This is a genomic window from Bacillus sp. FSL W8-0519 (genome assembly GCF_038005585.1).
Taxonomy (GTDB): Bacteria; Bacillota; Bacilli; order Bacillales; family Bacillaceae_G; genus Bacillus_A; species Bacillus_A paranthracis.
On sequence record NZ_JBBOTL010000001.1, the window covers coordinates 4685507 to 4702957 of the forward strand.

The window sequence follows — 17451 nt, forward strand, 5'->3', positions numbered from 1 at the left end:
TATTATGGAAGAAGTGTTACACATTAAAAATGTCTCAAAAGTGTATGAAGGAAAGGTCCCTCATACTGCTTTAAAAAATATAAATTTACATGTAGATAAAGGTGAATTCGTTGCGATTATGGGACCATCTGGTAGCGGTAAATCTACATTTTTAAACGTTATTTCTACCATTGATTCTCCGACTGCTGGTGATGTCGTGATTAATGGAAAAAAACCGCACACATTTCGTAGAGAGAAGTTAGCTATTTTCCGCCGCCAAGAGCTAGGATTTGTTTTCCAAAATTTTAACCTACTAGATACACTAACAATCGGTGAAAATATCGTACTACCTTTAACATTAGATAATGTTCCTTTAAAAGAAATGGATGAAAAGCTTGATAACATTTCAAAGAAACTTGGAATTGATCATATTTTAGACAAGCGTATCTTTGAAGTGTCAGGAGGACAAGCACAGCGTACCGCAGTAGCACGTGCTGTTATTCATCATCCTTCACTTTTACTTGCCGATGAACCGACAGGAAATTTAGATTCAAAAGCGGCAATTGACGTGATGGAACTATTTACGAAATTGAACAAAGAAGAAGATGCAACAATTTTAATGGTTACGCACGATCCATTCGCAGCAAGTTATTGTAACCGCGTCATTTTCATTAAAGATGGCGAACTTTACAATGAACTACACCGCGGATTGTACCGTGAGAAATTTTATCAAGAAATATTAGATGTTTTAGCATTACTAGGAGGAAGACGTGGATGACATTTTGGCAATTCGCATTTAAAAATGTCTCCCGTAATTCAAAAGCATATTTCGCCTACTTTGTAAGTAGTGCGTTTTCTATCATGGTTTTCTTTTCATTTACTGTATACGCGTATCATCCGCGGTTACAAAGTGTACAAAGTTTCCAAGAACGTGATCCTCTAATGAACTTAGCTAGTACAGCGCAGTTGGTTATCGTTATGTTCTCGTTCTTCTTTCTCTTATATTCAATTGGAACATTTTTAAATGTACGGAAGCAGCAATTTGGCGTTTTAACTGTTCTCGGTATATCTCAAAAACAATTAAAACGTCTTTTGTTTACTGAAAATATGATCATTGGAATGCTTGCTATCTTTGCAGGTATTCAAGGCGGTCTTGTTTTCTCTAACTTTTTCTTACTCGTTACTTCTAAATTAACAAGTGCAAAAGGCCTCTATTTATATTGGCCAACAGAAGCTATTATCGTTACAACCGTAACTTTTATTATTTTATTTTTCATCGTATCTACGTTTACACCAATGTTTATTCGTACTCGAAAAACAACGCAGCTTATTAAGGGAGTTAACAAAGAGAAGAGCGAAAAAAGACCATCTATACTCATTTCACTATTTGCTTTAACTTGTCTAGGACTATGTTATTATATTGCCGGTTATCCGCAAGGCTACATAACAGAAAAAAATGCCCAAAATGGATCTGTATTCTTAATTATGTTATCTATTTTACCGCTTGTAGTAATTGGGACGTATTTATTTTTTTCACAAACATTTCTTCTCTTTATCTATATTTTAAAGAAACGAAGAAAGTTTTATTTGAAACAAATAAATATGTTATGGATTTCAGATTTAGTTTCTCGTACCCGCAGTAATATTAATGTACTCTTTATCGTTTCTATGCTATCTGCACTTGCATTTACGATTATTATCGGGTTATTTGCTGCAAACAATCATACGAAAGCACCCATACTAGAACGATATCCTATACCATTCACCTATACATCAGAAGGTATTAATGTATTTGAACAAAAGCATATTACTACGATTGAAACTGAACTTACAAATGCTAATTTTCAATATGACAAATATAAATTTACCGTTTTAAAAGATACAGCTTCAAAAGAATCAATTGCCATTATGAAAATGAGTGATTATAACGCAATAGCAAAGCAATTAAACAGGCCAGAAATCACTCTCGAATCTTCACAAGTTTATAATATTTCTCGCTATTCACCAGCGTTATTAAATCTCGTATCTAACCCATTTGCGAAGCAGGGCACGATTACACTTGGCTCTAATAAAAAGGAATTTCAAATTAAAGGTTTTATTAATAGAGGAATTGAGCCCCCCTTTGCATTACCTCACTTAATAGTGATGCGAGATGAAGTAATTGAAAATATGGTTCCTCATATTGAAACAATTACAGTTTATAACTACTTCGTGGAGAATTGGGAAAATGCAATTGTCCCAACAAAAAATATATTAAAAAGCTTAAATCATGATGAAGAAACTTTGTATGAAGCACATAAGGGTGAAGAAGATTTCATTAAACCATTTCATATTTATACAGCTACGGATGAACTGGTTCATAGTAAAGGAAATGCAGTTGCTCAATTCTTTATTTGGGCATTTCTCGGCTTTATTTTCTTTATCGGTGCAGCTAGTGTTTTATACTTCCGTATGTATAACGACTTAACGAATGAAAAACAAAAATATATTACGATTACAAAGCTTGGATTAACTGAGTCAGAAATGTTTCGCTCCGCAACGATTCAATTAGGAATTTTATTTTTCGTCCCTTACATTGTTGCTGGTGTTCATACATTATTTGCGGTTAAGTTTTTACAAAGCATGCTCGCTTTTTCTTTACTAAAAGAGCTATTAATTGTACTCACTTTCTTTGGGATTATCGAGATTATTTTCTTCTTCTTAATCCGATCTCTGTACATTAATAAATTATCACAACACATAAAAATATGAATAAAATGGCCTTGTGCGTATTGCACAAGGCCATTTTCAATAGTTTTTAATTAGCAGCAATATCCGCCGTAGCCACCATATCCGTAGCCGCCGTAACCGCCATAACCACAACCGCCTCCGCCACCGAAGCAGCTAGCACCGATGATAATTAATAAAATAAACAATACGATTAGAAGCGCAAAACCGCCTCCGCACCCATGTCTGCGGTTACAATCATCATGTCTGTGTTCACACTTTTCGCTCATTACTCTATTCCTCCTTTAGTATCATTCATAACAAGTTCACCTTGCTCTAAATGAGGGGATTCCATTTATAGTATGTTTTCAGGGCGAATAGGAAGCTTGGCTTGCTTAAAAACGGGCTTGTTTTTAGAAATGGGCTTTATCAAAAAAAAAGATACCTGTTAAGGTATCTCCTAAATAAACATATTCAATAAAAGCGCAAAACCAAATGCGATAAATGATAACAATGTCTCGAGTACCGTCCACGTTTTAAACGTTTCCTTCACCGTCAAACCTAAATACTCTTTTACAAGCCAGAACCCTGCATCATTTACGTGAGAAAACATTAATGAACCTGCTCCAGTTGCTATAACGAGCAATTCTAAATTCACACCGGACATGTGCTGAATAACTGGTGAAACAATTCCTGCTGCTGTCGTTAATGCTACTGTCGCTGAACCTGTTGCAATTCGAATTAATCCAGCTACCATGAAAGCTAACACAATTGGTGATAACGATATATGTTCTGCCATTTGCGCAATCGCCGTTCCAACGCCGCTTTCAATTAATATTTGTTTAAATCCACCGCCTGCACCGATTATTAAAATAATGGAACCGACCGGTAATAAACTTTCGTCTGTTAATTTTTTAATCATCTTTTTATTAATTCCTTGTCTTATTCCAAGTAAATAAAATGCTGCGAAACATGAAATAAGTAAAGCGATTACTGGACTTCCAATAAATACAAAAAATTCAGTCATCTTTTTCGGTAATGAAATATATGGTGCAACGACCGATAAAATCATCAATACAACTGGTAATAAAATAATAAAGAATGAAACTTTACGACTCGGTAAATCAGTTGAGACAGTCGTAACTCGAATAAGCTCTGGTTCATTTTCAGGTATAACCCTTTTATGTACCCACTTTGCAAATATCGGTCCTGCGATAATGGCTGTTGGTAACGCGATAAGTAATGAATATAAAAGTACCTTTCCTAAGTTCGCGTTATAAATACCGATTGCTGTCATCGCCCCTGGATGTGGTGGCACGAGCCCGTGAACAATAGATAACCCAGCAATAACAGGTAAAGCAATTAATAATATGTTTTGCTTCGTTGTTTTTCGAATTGAAATAACAAGTGGTAATAAAATGACAATCCCTACTTCAAAAAAGACGGGAATCCCTATAACAAACCCTGCAAATAACATAGCCCACGGTAGTTTCTTTACACCGAAAAATCGAATAAAGAAATCTGCCACTTGCATGCCAGCCCCTGAATCGGACATCATTTTCCCTAAAATTGTTCCGAGAGCTAAAATACCAACTAAATGCCCTAGTACACTACCAACACCAGTTTCATAGGCAGTCACTATCTTCGTTAAGTTCAGTCCAGACATAATAGCTAAAAATAAACTCGCAACTGTTAAACTAATAAATGCATGCCATTTCCACCATGATACCCCTAAAATAACAATCGCAATTGCAAGTAACGTGACGATTAATAAGTATATATCCATTTTTCATTCCCCTTACTTTATAAAAAAAGAGGGCGAATACCCTCTTTTTATACGTCATAATTCACTACATAATGCTGCATTTCTGTATTGTAGTAGCCTTCGCTATATTCAATTACTTCGCCAACTTCATCGTAAGAATAGCGCATTCGTTTTAATAACGCTGTGCCCTCTTTTTCACCTAATGCTTCTGCAACGAAACTAGGCGCAAGTCCAACAGCGAATTCATCTCTAAAGTTTTCTAAATGAATGCCTCGGTCCTCGACTAAATCATAAAGCGATTGCAAATCAAAATCCGATAAATCTGTACTTGCCATTTTCGCTGAGAAATAGTGCGTATAATGAATGTACGGTGCATCATTTAACGTATATAAACGTTCAATACGAAAACTCTCTTTACCGAATAATCGAAATGGCACTGTTCCTTCTTCATTCTGAACAATTTCTGCTTTTAGCAATTTTTTCTGTACTTTATATCCTTCTTCCACTAACACTTCAGTAAATTTCTTACCCTTTGACAGTTTTGTCGCAGAAGTGTTACGGATGACTTTCGTTCCTTTACCGCTTTTCTTTTCTAAATACCCTTCTTGAGCGAGTTCTTTAATCGCATTTCGTACTGTAATTTTACTCACCTTGAACTCTTCTTCTAACTGCGGTTCGGAAGGAATATTTGTATGAATTGCATATACACCATGCAATATTCGATCACGAATAATGTTTTTTATTTGTAAATATAATGGTCCTTTTTTTCTCGTTACGTTCACCGTTACACCCACTACCTTTCTACATCACCTACTGATGCCGTCATTGCCCGAAGTATATCCTTCTCTGATGACATTGGCGTATCACCGACGATTGTATGTGCAAGCATTCCAGCTGCTGACGCAAATGAAACAGCTTTCTCTGGTGCAAATTCTTCTATCTCGCCATGAATAATCCCGCTCGTATAAGCATCTCCAGCACCTATTCTATCATATACAGAAAACGTAAGTGTTTTTGCAAAAGTGAACGTACCATCTTTACATATAAATCCACGCAGCGAGTGTGTGTTATCGCTATTAATAGAGCGATGTGTACCAGCAATTGTAGTGATATGGTATGTTTCAGCTACTTGTGGAATAAGGTCAACAAGTTGAGCTTCTCGCTCTGTCTCTTCTGTTTTCATTCCAAGAACGAACATCGCATCTTTTTCATTCATCATTACAATATCAGCTAGCCCTAACATTTCTTCATAATGCGGTTTCGCCTGCTCGTACCCATCTTTTCCCCAAAGCGATGGACGATAATTGCAATCAAAAACAACCGTGCCTCCGTTTTCTTTAACAGCTTTCGCTAAAGATTTCATATGATGGCGCACAGTATCATTCATCGCAAGTGTAATCCCGCAAAAATGAACGATATCAATTTCCTTTGCGATTTCTTCAAATTGATACATCTCTTTACATACCGTATTGAAGCTACTTTCTAATCGATTCGAATATGTAACGCGGCTTGCACGTGCCCCAAATCCATTTTCTAAAAAGTACATGCCGACATATTTACCGCCTCTTGAAACAAGCGAGGTTTGCACGCCTAATTTTTGAATGTAAGATAATGCAGCATCTCCAACCGAGTTTTCCGGTAAAGTAGAAATAAGAAGCCCTTCATGCCCGAGATGAGAAAGTGCTGCAGCAACGTTCACACCTGTACCAGAAAATGAGTATTTTAATGTATTAGCTTGCGATAACAATTCATATCCTGGTACTTGCAGGCGCATCATTACTTCACCGAATGCTGCAATTTTCTTACGCATATTGATCAACTAACTTCTTCACGACTGCTAATAATTCACGAACATCTTCTGTTTTCGTATTGCCAGTTTCTTTATCAATAATAGAAGAGTACACGTGCGGAATAACTTGCTCTACATTTGCTTCAAGCGCGATACGTAAAATTGTTTCAAAGTTTTCTTTATCAATTCCGCCTGTTGGCTCTAATGCGAATCCTTCTTCCGCACAAGCTTTCGCAACTGCACGATATTCTTCTTCATGAGCTAGCCCTTTCATTGGGAAGTATTTCAATGAATTTCCGCCCATATCACGTACAAGTGCAATCGCTGTTTTAATTGGAACGATTGCTTTTTCTTCTCCAGCTGCACTAATTGGACCAGTAGAAATATTTACGTACCCTACTTTTCCTGTTGGCGATACTAAACTATTAATCCAGCTATCTTTTCCGCCAAGATTTGCACGTGTCGCTCCAACTGAAGGGAACACTTGGTTAATATGGCTACCAGGATAATGCTTCGCAATTTCAGCTACAACTGCTGCTTGGCGATTATCTCCTGCTCCTAGTCCAATCGATACAGCATCATCAATTTCTTTTCCGTATGCTTTCATCGCTGTAACTGCTTCTTCTACTGTTGGATAGTCTTTTGATAACACTCCCACTACTACATAACCTTCTGCTGCTTCAAAAATATCTTTCGCATTTTCGATATTGTTCGCTAATACATTTAATGCTACGCGGCCTTTATAAAAACGTTTTTGAATGTTTGTCATTTTAGTTTCCCCCTACAATTTCTCTCAATTTTTCTTCAATCACATGTATGTCATCACCTTGAAGTGGACGTGGATCAATATCAAAGAATCCTTGTCTTACTCCGTAATCACGTGTATAAATCGCGATTTCCCCTTCGCGTAATGCTGTCACAACGTCTTTTGCCGATTTATTTAACTCTTTTTCGTTAATATGAATACGGGCTCTAAAGATTGCTCTTCCCGCTTCATCTTGAACGATCGTTACATTTACACCGTTTAATTCTTTTAGCGGCATAAGTACTTGTAACAACTCTTTTTCTTGCTCACTCTTATCTTCTTTTACTCCGTACTCATCAAGCGCTTGAAGTAAGCCAAATGTTGTTTCTTTCCCAACTTTCATACTTCTTCCGATGCAATGTAATTGCACTTTCAGCCACTCAATATATTTTCGTTTCCCGCCAACAATACCAGAAGTAGGCCCTTCAATTGCTTTTGAACCGCTATAAATGGCAAGGTCTGAATACTTCACATATTTTTGAATATCTTCTTCAGCTGCCGCATCGACGATAAGTGGTACATTATTTCGCTGCGCAACTTCCCATGCTTCTTCAACAGAAATCATATTTTTTTGCACGGCATGATGTGATTTTACATAAAGAATTGCTGCTGTATTTTCACCAATTGCATCTTCAATATGCTCTGCTTTCCCTTCATTTGCGTAGCCAACTTCTACAAGTTTTCCTCCGCCTAAGTAAATCATCGTTTCAACAGGAGCACCGTATTGAACGTTATGACCTTTTAACATAATCACTTCGTTTTTCGCGATGACCTCTTGATGAAGTCTTTCACTTTTACGGCGATTTCCTTCTGTCACAATTGCTGCGATAGAAAGCGCAATTCCGCTCGATGCTGAATTCACAACAACCGCTGCCTCTGCATCTAGAATTCTCGCAATATGATCTCCTGCTTTATCTACTAAATCAGCAATTTCCACATAATTTTGTCCCCCATGTTTCATTGCATCCATAACTGTATCTGTCGGAGCGGATACACCTAAAATACTCATTCTACCGCTCGCATTTATTACTCTTTTTAATCCGTACTTAGCATTCAATGAATAACCCATTGACTACAACCCCTTTCGTATCAATTCTTCTTTCAGCAATACGCTGATCCCCTTCTGAATCTATTAACGTAATCTTCTCATCTTTCACCGTAAATAAAGTTAAATTTGCAATATCCCCTTCTTGAATACGGCCAAGCTCAGGTTTCTTAAGCCATTCTGCCGCATGTTTCGTCACCGCATCAATCACTTCTTCTAGCGGATAACCTAAGTAAAGGAATTTCGAAAGAACATGAGCCATACTATACACTGGACCGTGCACGCGATTCTTCCGGTAAATATCTGTACTAATTGTATTAAAGGCAATATCGTGACGCTTTGCTGCCTCTGCTACTTTAAAAGAAAAACTAGCATTACCATGCCCAACATCTAAATGAACGCCGCGATTCACTGCTTCTAGTAACACAGGTAGCGGTTTACCTTCTTCATCAAACAAATTATTTTCTTTCCCGTTTAAGTAATGTGTAATAACATCATCTTTTTCTAAAAGAGGTACAACTTCCTCAATGCGAGGAGGCGCTGAACCGATATGTACCATAATCGGTAATGATGTTTCACGTGATAAAGAGCGCGCTACATGCAGCGGTTCAATTCCACTATCACAAACGACGCTTTTACTCATTCTCGCCTTTAACCCAACGATTACATCTTTATACTTTTCTACTGCTTCTATTACTTTCTCTTTATCGATCCATTCCATATTGGATAATTCATCAATTCGTTTCAAACCGATGCGAGAAATATTTAAAAAGGCAAATAAATTCGTTTTCGCCTGCTCTCTACTTTTTACTAAATCTGCAATGCGATCAGCTCCGCAGCTACCCGCATCAACAATTGTCGTTACCCCTTGTTTAACGCCAATTTCATCCACCTCATCGCCATACGGATCAAACTCTGGAAAAGCATGAACGTGCAAATCAATCCAGCCACTCGATACGTAAGTACCCGAGTAATCAAGAACCTTTCCACCCTCGCCAGCACCTGCTTTCGTCACCTGTGCGATTTTATTATTTTCAATTACAATGTCAATCTCTTCCCCGTTCACACGTTTCACATTACGTAGTACGAATCGTTCTGTCATTGTACTTCCACCCTTTTCTATAATAAGCCATAAGAATACGCTTACATTAAAATTTCATTTTATATATCTTTCACACGTTTAGCTTAACACAAAAAAAGGGAGAAGTAAATATAACGTTATAATGTTTAATTTTATATTACTTTCTTCTCTACTTTTAAAATGAGAGTTTTCATTACATATTCGGACAACCTATAAGTAGGAGGGATATTCTTGGGATTTCGAATTTTATTATTTATAACCTTAGTCACTTTGTATGTACCAACAACGATTAGCGCAGCCCCTCCATCACTCACGGCTGCATTTATCCGGGATCATCAGCTATGGATAAAGAAAGGAAATCAAGAAATACAAATCACAAAGAATCGATATGTGTATTCTCCAAAATGGTCTTATGATGGTAGGTTTATTGGTTATATTGATAGTGATGAAACGGGTAAAAAATCTAACCTATTCATCTATGATACGAAGGAGAAAATAAACTATCAGCCTTATGTAAGAGTCGTAACATCTGACTTTAAGTGGTCGCCAAACAAAAATCAATTGGCTTACACTGATCAAGGTTTATTAAACGTTACAAAAATAAAAAATGGTCGCCCGCACGGTTTTGAAAATGTATCACTTGGGGTTAGTGATTTCGAATGGTTCCCAAATGGAAAGGAATTTATTGTTTCCTCACAATCCTGCTTGCGTCCGACTGGATGGGGCAAGGTTCCACTTTATAAAATTCCAGTCGATGCAAATCTTGCTAAAGATAAAATAAAGCCTTTTTATACGATTCAAACAAATGAAACTGATTTATTTGCGGTGCATACTAACTATTTCAAGTGGAGTTCTGATAGAAAGTGGCTTAGTTTTTTGGCCAGTCCTACTGCCTCCTTGGCCATGGATAGTAATACATTATGTGTTATCTCATCAAAAGGGACACACTTTCGAACGCTTGGTAACATGCTATGGTTCAAAGACTGGATGAAGTGGGCTCCATCAGCCAATCAACTGGCCTATATTTCAGGAGAAGGAAGGTTTTTTGTAGAAAATAAAAAACTCACAATTGCAGAAATGGTAACAGCAAAACAACAAAAGGAATACACACCTATAGGTTATGTAGACCTTGATTTAGAATGGCTTTCACCAAACAAAGTCGTTGTGGCTCGCGCAAAAGAAAACAAGGCATGGAAAGAAGGTCCTGTTCCGACGATGTTTACAACACTTTATATGATCAATATAAAAACAGAAGAACAGCGACAAATCTCATTCCCAAAACAGAATGAACGTGATGAAGACCCTCAAGTTATTGGACCTTATCTTACTTGGCTTCGCAAGAAAACAAATGTATATAAAGGCGATGTCTGGATGAAGGATAGCTTCCATAGTCAGGAGTATATATGGCTGAAAAATGTTGATGAAGCTCCGATTTTTTTTACTCTGAATAAACGTCATTGAAAATGTACGAATTACAATCCTCGTCATATAAAGGTTACTTCTTCTATTATTTAGGAATGTACTTGTTCCTCTATTTTGATTCTCCCACGATAGAGCACTATTATGGGAGAATCAAGATTATCTATTCCTGAACCGTCACAATAACCCCGTCCATATTGTTTCCCGAAATTTCATACTGCTTATTCACCGGAACATTCACTTTCATGTTTCCGGAAACTTTATAATAAGAAACCGTATATTGCTTACCTTCCACATCGGTTGTGATTTCTTTTTGCTCTTTTAAGAAGTCTAAGTATTCCTCTAATGTAATTTTCTTTTTTTGCATAATTGCACTATGAGGTAGGCCGACATAACGGATGTGCCATGGCTCATATTGAATGCCTGTAATGTTACTTTTATTTTTCGGATAGCGTAAAACAAATCCGTGCTTCCATACGTTCTCTTCAATCCATTTTCCTTCAGGCGCTTTTTCCATTTTCTTTTGCGTTGAACCAACGTCCAGTGATAACCCTAAATTATGTTCACTATATCCTGCTGGGAGTGCATAATCAGATCCCATTTTTTCATATAGCTGTCTTTGCTCTTGGAAATCTCGATAGCCGCTATTCATTAAGAAATGTTGTACGCCATCTTTTCCAGCCGCATCGACAACGTTCAAAAACTTTTTTACAACATCCTTTGATAAACGAAGATTTCTATCAAATATTACGTAGCCTCTCACTAATTCACTATTATGATTTACATTTATAATATCAGACCTAATGCTATCTTTTTTTAGTGGATAATCTTTGTTAACTAATAATAGATTCCCTTTATAAATTTCTTCTTTTGTAATCTCTACCTTTTCCATATTTGCATTCTTTATTGCGCTATTTTCGTCGCCGATTTTCACATCAATTTCTTTTTGAAATAACGGTGATATATATAAGCCTACACAGATTGTGCATGCGATAAAAAGAGAAATAAATACCCACTTTTTCATTTCTAGTTCCTCCTTAACGTAACTTACGTATAGAATAGAAAAAACTATTAAAATAAAAAGTGGGGTAAAGTTTAAATTTTTATTAAATTGTTACGTGCTCGTCTTTTGGCAATCGCACTTCAAACATTGTTCTAACTATATTACTTTCAGCAGAAATCGTCCCGTTATGCTGTTCAACAATATTTTTCGCAATAAATAGCCCAAGGCCTGTCCCGCCACGGTTCTCTGACCTCGATTTATCACCTGTATAAAACATATCAAAAAGATACGGTAGGTCTTCTTCTGGAATGCTATCTCCGTAATTCATAACTTGTACGACAACTTCTCCATTATCGATATACCCATTCAGATCAACAAATCGCCCATCATATCCGTATCGAACGGCATTTGTTAACAAGTTTTCAAATACTCTAGCTAACAATTTCCCATCACCGTTAATCGGCAAATGAGGATCAACATTCAATCTAGCTTCTAAATGATGTTTTTCTAATAACGGATACAATTCCTCATCTAGCTGTATAAGCAGCTCACTTATATCAATCGGCTTTTTATCCAGCTTTAGCATGCCATAATTCATACGTGTAATTTCAAATAACTCATCAATTAAACTTTCGAGCCTTTGCGATTTCGTATATGCAATTGTAGAGAAATGTTTAATTTGTTCTTTTGTTAAATTTTCATCTTTAAGAATTAAATCTAAATAACCTAAAACAGATGTTAACGGCGTTCTTAAATCATGAGCTAAATTTACAACGAGCTGATCTTTACTACTTTCAGCAAAGTCTCCTCTTTCCACCGCTTCTTTTAACTTTTCACTCGCAACATTTATTTCACGCGCGATGTCTCCAAATTCATCATTTGATGAAACTTGAACTCTATTCGTAAAGTTACCGTTCGCAAGATGATGAATCCCGTTAGAAATCTCACTAAAATACTTTAAATACGGTTTTGTCAAAAAGAAGAAAAAGATAATAGACAACGGGATAAAGAAAATTAAAAAGAAGTTAATGTCTCCAAATTCCCTTACGATTGACCTAAATTGTGCTAAAGGCTCTTCATAGCGAACCATCGTTTTATAATACAACTGCAATCCTTTATAAATTATATAAGTTACAGTTGCAGCGAGCACCATACTTAACGCAAATAAGGCAATCATTTTAAATCGAAAGCTTTTCATCATGTTATCCATTGAAAGTATACCCTACTCCCCACACTGTTTTTATTAGCTTATCTTTTCTTTTATCTTCCCCAAGTTTTTTCCGCAACGTACGAATATGTACCATAACTGTATTTCCGCCTTCATAATAATCATCTGCCCATACTTGCTGAAAAATATTTTCCACATTGTATACTTTCTTCGGGTGACTCGCTAATAAATATAAAATATCAAACTCTTTCGGTGTTAATTCAGCTTGTTCTCCGTACACATTTACTGTTCTTCGCTCAGGATCAATCACGACCCCGCCTACCTCTAAAGCAGATTTATTCTCCGCTACTTTCGGCTGATTTAACGTAAGAAACCTACGTAATTGTGCATTTACACGTGCAACTAATTCAATCGGTGTAAAAGGTTTCGTCATATAATCATCTGCACCTAATACAAGACCTGTCACCTTATCAAAATCAGACGTTTTCGCACTTAAGAAAATGATTGGCATATGATGCTTCGCACGAATTTGGCGCGTCACTTCATACCCATCCATTTTCGGCATCATAATATCTAAAACCACTAAATCGATTGGCTGCGTTTCAATAATATGAATTGCCTCTTCTCCATCAGCTGCTTTCACGACGTGGTACCCTTCTTTTTCTAAATGTATCTCAATTAAATCAGCAATTTCTGCCTCATCATCCGCTATTAAAATGGAAATGCGCTTCATTTTACTCCCCCTTTATACGCTCGATTGTAAACTAGTCTATCCAATTTGTACAATAAGAAAAGGCTACTCGCGGGAGTAACCTTAGTAAATGAAATTATATCGACGATTTTCCAAATATATCGAACACAACTTGAATTATATCGACGATTTTTTTAATATATCGACGTTTCGACAAGGAATATCGACTTACCGACAATTAACGACGAAATTCGCCCACTATTTTAAAGACTCAACCTACCGCTCAAACACAATCCGCTGCTTCGTGATTTCCGCCAGCCTTCCGCGATCTACTTCATACTCAGTATCAACGCTTTGCGGCACCATCACTTTCCCTCCCTCAAGCATCACTTGCGGTGAAATAATATCCTTCTCCCAATGTCTACTAGAAGCGGATATATCGCCTGGAATCGTAAAGTTAGGCAGTGAGGCAAGGGCAACATTTTGTGCTCTTGAAATCCCCATCTCTACCATACCGCCGCACCAAACTGGTATGTTATGCTCCATACAATAATTATGGATTTGGATTGATTCTGTTAATCCGCCCACTCGCCCTGGTTTAATGTTAACGATTTGACAACTGCCAAGTGTAATCGCAACACGCGCATCTTCTAAACTATGGATACTTTCGTCCAAACAAATTGGCGTTTCTATTTTCTTTTGCAACTGTGCATGATCAAGAAAATCGTAATCCGCTAGCGGTTGCTCAATCATCATCAATTGGAATTCATCTAGTCGTTTCAGACTCTCCGTATCCGCTAATGTATACGCTGAATTTGCATCAGCCATTAACGGGATATGCGGAAACTCTTTACGAATTTCTTTCAATAACTCATAATCATGCTCTGGCTTTATTTTCACTTTAAAACGCTCGTATCCTTCTTCCGCGTACTTCTCGATTTGTTTTAACATAACCGGAATCGTATTAAGCCCAATTACAACACCAACTTCAATTTCAGCTTTCGTTCCGCCAAGCAATGTCGCTAATGATTTCTTTTGACGCTTCGCATATAAATCCCAAACAGCCCCTTCAATTCCGGCCTTTGCCATTCGGTTTCTTTTTATATGCTGGAACAAACTTGGCACTTCATTCGGATGAGAAATTTCAGCCTTTAATAAATCCGGTAATAAAAAGTCTTGCAGTACATGCAGCGCCGTCTTCACTGTTTCTTCCGTATACCACGGTTCAGAAAAAGCAACGACTTCCCCAAATCCAATGTACCCGTCCGTATCTTCTAATTCAATGACGATACTCTCACGCTTTTCATACGTTCCGTAGCTTGCAGCAAACGGGATGACGAGTGGCATTTCCGTTATATGAAGTGTCGCTTTTTTTATCTCCACTTACATCTCCTCCACTAATTGTCTTAACTCTCGTCTTAACAATTTTTTCGAAGCATTTCGTGGTAATTCCTCTAAGAACCACGCTTTTTTCGGCACTTTATATTTCGCTAATTTCTCCTCGCAAAAGTGAAGAATTTCTTCTTCTGTTACCTCTCCACTTTTTACAATAAAAGCAGCGGGTACTTGTCCCCATTTATCATCAGTCATACCGACAACACCAGCTTCCGCTACCGCCGGATGAGAAAGCAACACTTCTTCAATTTGAGCTGGATATATATTCTCTCCGCCAGAAATAATTAAATCACTGCGGCGATCTAATACGTATAAAAATCCTTCTTCATCTAAATAACCGAGGTCACCAGTATGAAGCCATCCGTTTTGAATTGTCTCACGCGTCGCATCTTCACGGTTAAAGTAACCACCTGTTACGTTCGGTCCTTTTACTACGATCTCGCCTTCTGTAAACGCCGGCACTACTACGCCATCTTTTTCAATACGCAGTTGGCACTGAAATAGTGGTTTTCCAGCTGACCCTACTTTCGTTAACATATAATCTGCGGATAACGTACAAATTTGCGAAGACGTTTCTGTCATACCGTACGTTTGATATACAGGAATCCCTTTATCAACACACGTTTCTAATAACGGTTTCGGCGCTGGTCCTCCGCCAAGTAACATACATCGTAAAGAAGATGGATATGTCTCTGCCCCAAGTCGCTCTAATAAATCAGTTAACATTTTAGAAACGACAGAAATAATCGTTACACCTCTCGTTTGAAGTGCTTTATGAATAAAATCAGCATCATATTTCGGAACGAGTAAAATGCGCATGCCGTACATAATATTTTTCATTAAAAGAGATAGCCCGCCAACGTGGAACATCGGCATACAAGCTAACCAGCAATCATCATCACGAAGTCCTAAATTAAGCGAAGAACCAACCGCGCTTGCCCAATGATTGCCGTACGTTAAAATAACGCCTTTCGGTTTTCCAGTCGTCCCTGACGTATAAATAATTGTCATCGCTTCTTTTAAAGAGAATTCTTCGTGTATAGAGGCTTCCTCTTTTGGTCCATTCATTATGTCGGTGAATGAATACACAGGAATATCTTTAGCCTCAAAATCTTGATCTGTCACTAAACAAATAACTTCAGCATCATCCATTTGCCAAAGTAGCTCTTCTCTTGAAAGACGCGTATTTAAAAGCACAGCTACTGCACCTACGTACGATAGGGCGTGAATAACTGTAATCATCTTCATACCATTTTTCATCAGAACAGCCACCTTTTGCCCACGCTTCACTCCTATATGTGTGAGGTGTTCACAAACAGATACTACTTTTTCATGCAGCTGCATAAAAGTAACTTTCTCTTCCTCTATTTCAATTGCAGTGCGATCTGGTGTTAAAAATGCACGTTGCATTAACCAATTTGGCATCGTCTCCATCATTCATTCTCCTTTCATGAAAGAAAGAGACTTGATATGACATCAAGTCTCTTAGTTGTTTTGTTTCCGGTTTGACCTTATCCAGCTGCGCCTCCTAGCCCCTTCCGTCTAAGAACCTTCCGCACAAGAAAGTAAAAAACACTTTCTATGCGAAAGAACCTTAGTCAACGGGGCTAAACAGTCGGCTCCGCTTTTAAAACATCCAGCTACAGCGGCTAGAACAGTCGGTCGTTTCACGCCTTCCTACGAGGCAAAAAGCGCCTCTACGTCAGGAGTTCCATCCCCCTCACATTCTGAACGAGCTGCTTCCGCTTTTGGTTTGATCACGGGAAACGAGGGAATTGACCGAAGTCTGGACGGCGTTTTTCTTTGAACGCGTCGCGACCTTCTTTTGCTTCGTCAGTTGTGTAGTACAATAACGTTGCATCTCCAGCTAGTTGTTGAATACCAGCTAGACCGTCTGTGTCTGCGTTGAATGCAGCTTTTAGGAAACGAAGTGCCATTGGGCTGTTTGCTAAAATTTCTTCTGCCCATTGTACTGTTTCTGCTTCAAGTTGTTCTAATGGTACTACTGTATTTACTAAGCCCATATCAAGCGCTTCTTGCGCGTTGTATTGACGGCATAGGTACCAAATTTCGCGAGCTTTCTTGTGGCCTACCATACGAGCTAAGTAACCAGCTCCGTATCCACCGTCAAAGCTTCCTACTTTAGGACCTGTTTGTCCGAATACAGCGTTGTCTGCAGCGATTGTTAAGTCACATACGATATGAAGTACGTGCCCACCACCGATTGCATAACCTGCTACCATTGCGATAACTGGTTTAGGAATTGCGCGAATTAGACGTTGTAAGTCTAATACGTTTAGACGTGGGATTTGGTCGTCACCTACATATCCACCATGACCGCGAACTTTTTGGTCGCCGCCAGAACAGAATGCACGTCCACCTTCACCTGTTAAAATGATAACGCCAACATTTGCATCATCACGAGCATGTGCAAAAGCGTCGATTAACTCCATTACCGTTTTAGGACGGAATGCGTTATGTACTTCAGGGCGGTTAATCGAAATCTTTGCGATACCATTGTATGTTGAATAAATAATATCTTCGTAATTGCCTTCTTTTACCCATTCAATAGCCATTACAACTACCTCCTTGTATATTTCTGATC

Annotated in this window: 16 protein-coding genes; 3 read left to right on the forward strand and 13 right to left on the reverse strand. The window is 37.9% G+C overall.

All coding sequences use genetic code 11. The features are described from left to right. The first annotated feature begins 4 nt into the window (after positions 1-4). The gene (locus tag NST14_RS24655) at positions 5-757 is read left to right on the forward strand and encodes an ABC transporter ATP-binding protein (protein ID WP_000393244.1); all 753 of its coding nucleotides are present in this window, start codon (positions 5-7) and stop codon (positions 755-757) included. Next, positions 754-2730 (forward strand): FtsX-like permease family protein, encoded by a 1977-nt coding sequence (locus NST14_RS24660; protein ID WP_000144965.1) that lies wholly within the window; start codon positions 754-756, stop codon positions 2728-2730. Before NST14_RS24655 ends, NST14_RS24660 begins: the two co-directional genes overlap by 4 nt. Before the next feature lie 50 nt (positions 2731-2780). Here NST14_RS24660 and NST14_RS24665 read toward each other — a convergent pair whose 3' ends face one another. The 7 genes from NST14_RS24665 to NST14_RS24695 form a co-directional block, all read right to left on the reverse strand. Continuing rightward, positions 2781-2975, reverse strand: a complete 195-nt coding sequence (locus NST14_RS24665) for a YjcZ family sporulation protein (protein ID WP_001290395.1) — start codon at positions 2973-2975, stop codon at positions 2781-2783. A gap of 170 nt (positions 2976-3145) precedes the next feature. Further along, positions 3146-4471, reverse strand: coding sequence for a gluconate permease GntP (gntP, locus tag NST14_RS24670; RefSeq protein ID WP_000356177.1), 1326 nt, complete (start codon positions 4469-4471; stop codon positions 3146-3148). 47 nt (positions 4472-4518) lie between these two features. Then, the gene (locus NST14_RS24675; protein ID WP_000539282.1) at positions 4519-5244 is read right to left on the reverse strand and encodes a GntR family transcriptional regulator; all 726 of its coding nucleotides are present in this window, start codon (positions 5242-5244) and stop codon (positions 4519-4521) included. After that, positions 5244-6260 carry a sugar kinase gene (locus tag NST14_RS24680; RefSeq protein WP_229143062.1) on the reverse strand — a complete coding sequence of 339 codons (1017 nt, stop codon included), beginning with the start codon at positions 6258-6260 and terminating at the stop codon, positions 5244-5246. The genes NST14_RS24675 and NST14_RS24680 overlap by 1 nt, the downstream gene beginning before the upstream one ends. Further along, positions 6253-7008 (reverse strand): 2-dehydro-3-deoxy-phosphogluconate aldolase, encoded by a 756-nt coding sequence (gene dagF / locus NST14_RS24685; RefSeq protein ID WP_000181910.1) that lies wholly within the window; start codon positions 7006-7008, stop codon positions 6253-6255. The genes NST14_RS24680 and dagF overlap by 8 nt, the downstream gene beginning before the upstream one ends. A 1-nt stretch (position 7009) precedes the next feature. Next, positions 7010-8113: a DgaE family pyridoxal phosphate-dependent ammonia lyase gene (locus NST14_RS24690; RefSeq protein WP_000542376.1), complete on the reverse strand. Its 1104-nt coding sequence runs from the start codon at positions 8111-8113 to the stop codon at positions 7010-7012. Continuing rightward, positions 8091-9191 (reverse strand): amidohydrolase/deacetylase family metallohydrolase, encoded by a 1101-nt coding sequence (locus NST14_RS24695; RefSeq protein WP_000139955.1) that lies wholly within the window; start codon positions 9189-9191, stop codon positions 8091-8093. The genes NST14_RS24690 and NST14_RS24695 overlap by 23 nt, the downstream gene beginning before the upstream one ends. A gap of 210 nt (positions 9192-9401) precedes the next feature. Here NST14_RS24695 and NST14_RS24700 point away from each other — a divergent pair, with 210 nt between their 5' ends. Then, positions 9402-10631: a translocation protein TolB gene (locus NST14_RS24700; protein ID WP_076855905.1), complete on the forward strand. Its 1230-nt coding sequence runs from the start codon at positions 9402-9404 to the stop codon at positions 10629-10631. Positions 10632-10752: 121 nt separating this feature from the next. Here NST14_RS24700 and NST14_RS24705 read toward each other — a convergent pair whose 3' ends face one another. From NST14_RS24705 to menB, 6 genes are all read right to left on the reverse strand, one after another. Then, entirely contained in the window at positions 10753-11613 is an 861-nt protein-coding gene (locus tag NST14_RS24705; RefSeq protein WP_061536583.1) for a M15 family metallopeptidase, read from the reverse strand. Between the two features lie 82 nt (positions 11614-11695). Continuing rightward, on the reverse strand, positions 11696-12802 hold the full coding sequence (locus tag NST14_RS24710; protein WP_229143063.1) for a sensor histidine kinase: 1107 nt from the start codon (positions 12800-12802) through the stop codon (positions 11696-11698). Beyond that, the gene (locus NST14_RS24715; protein ID WP_229143064.1) at positions 12795-13493 is read right to left on the reverse strand and encodes a response regulator transcription factor; all 699 of its coding nucleotides are present in this window, start codon (positions 13491-13493) and stop codon (positions 12795-12797) included. The genes NST14_RS24710 and NST14_RS24715 overlap by 8 nt, the downstream gene beginning before the upstream one ends. 234 nt (positions 13494-13727) lie before the next feature. Further along, a complete protein-coding gene (menC, locus tag NST14_RS24720; RefSeq protein WP_000403291.1) occupies positions 13728-14834 on the reverse strand; it encodes an o-succinylbenzoate synthase in 1107 nt (368 codons plus the stop codon). Then, the gene (locus NST14_RS24725) at positions 14835-16280 is read right to left on the reverse strand and encodes an o-succinylbenzoate--CoA ligase (protein ID WP_229143065.1); all 1446 of its coding nucleotides are present in this window, start codon (positions 16278-16280) and stop codon (positions 14835-14837) included. Between the two features lie 323 nt (positions 16281-16603). Then, entirely contained in the window at positions 16604-17422 is an 819-nt protein-coding gene (menB, locus tag NST14_RS24730) for a 1,4-dihydroxy-2-naphthoyl-CoA synthase (RefSeq protein ID WP_000963874.1), read from the reverse strand. Between the last annotated feature and the right edge of the window lie 29 nt (positions 17423-17451).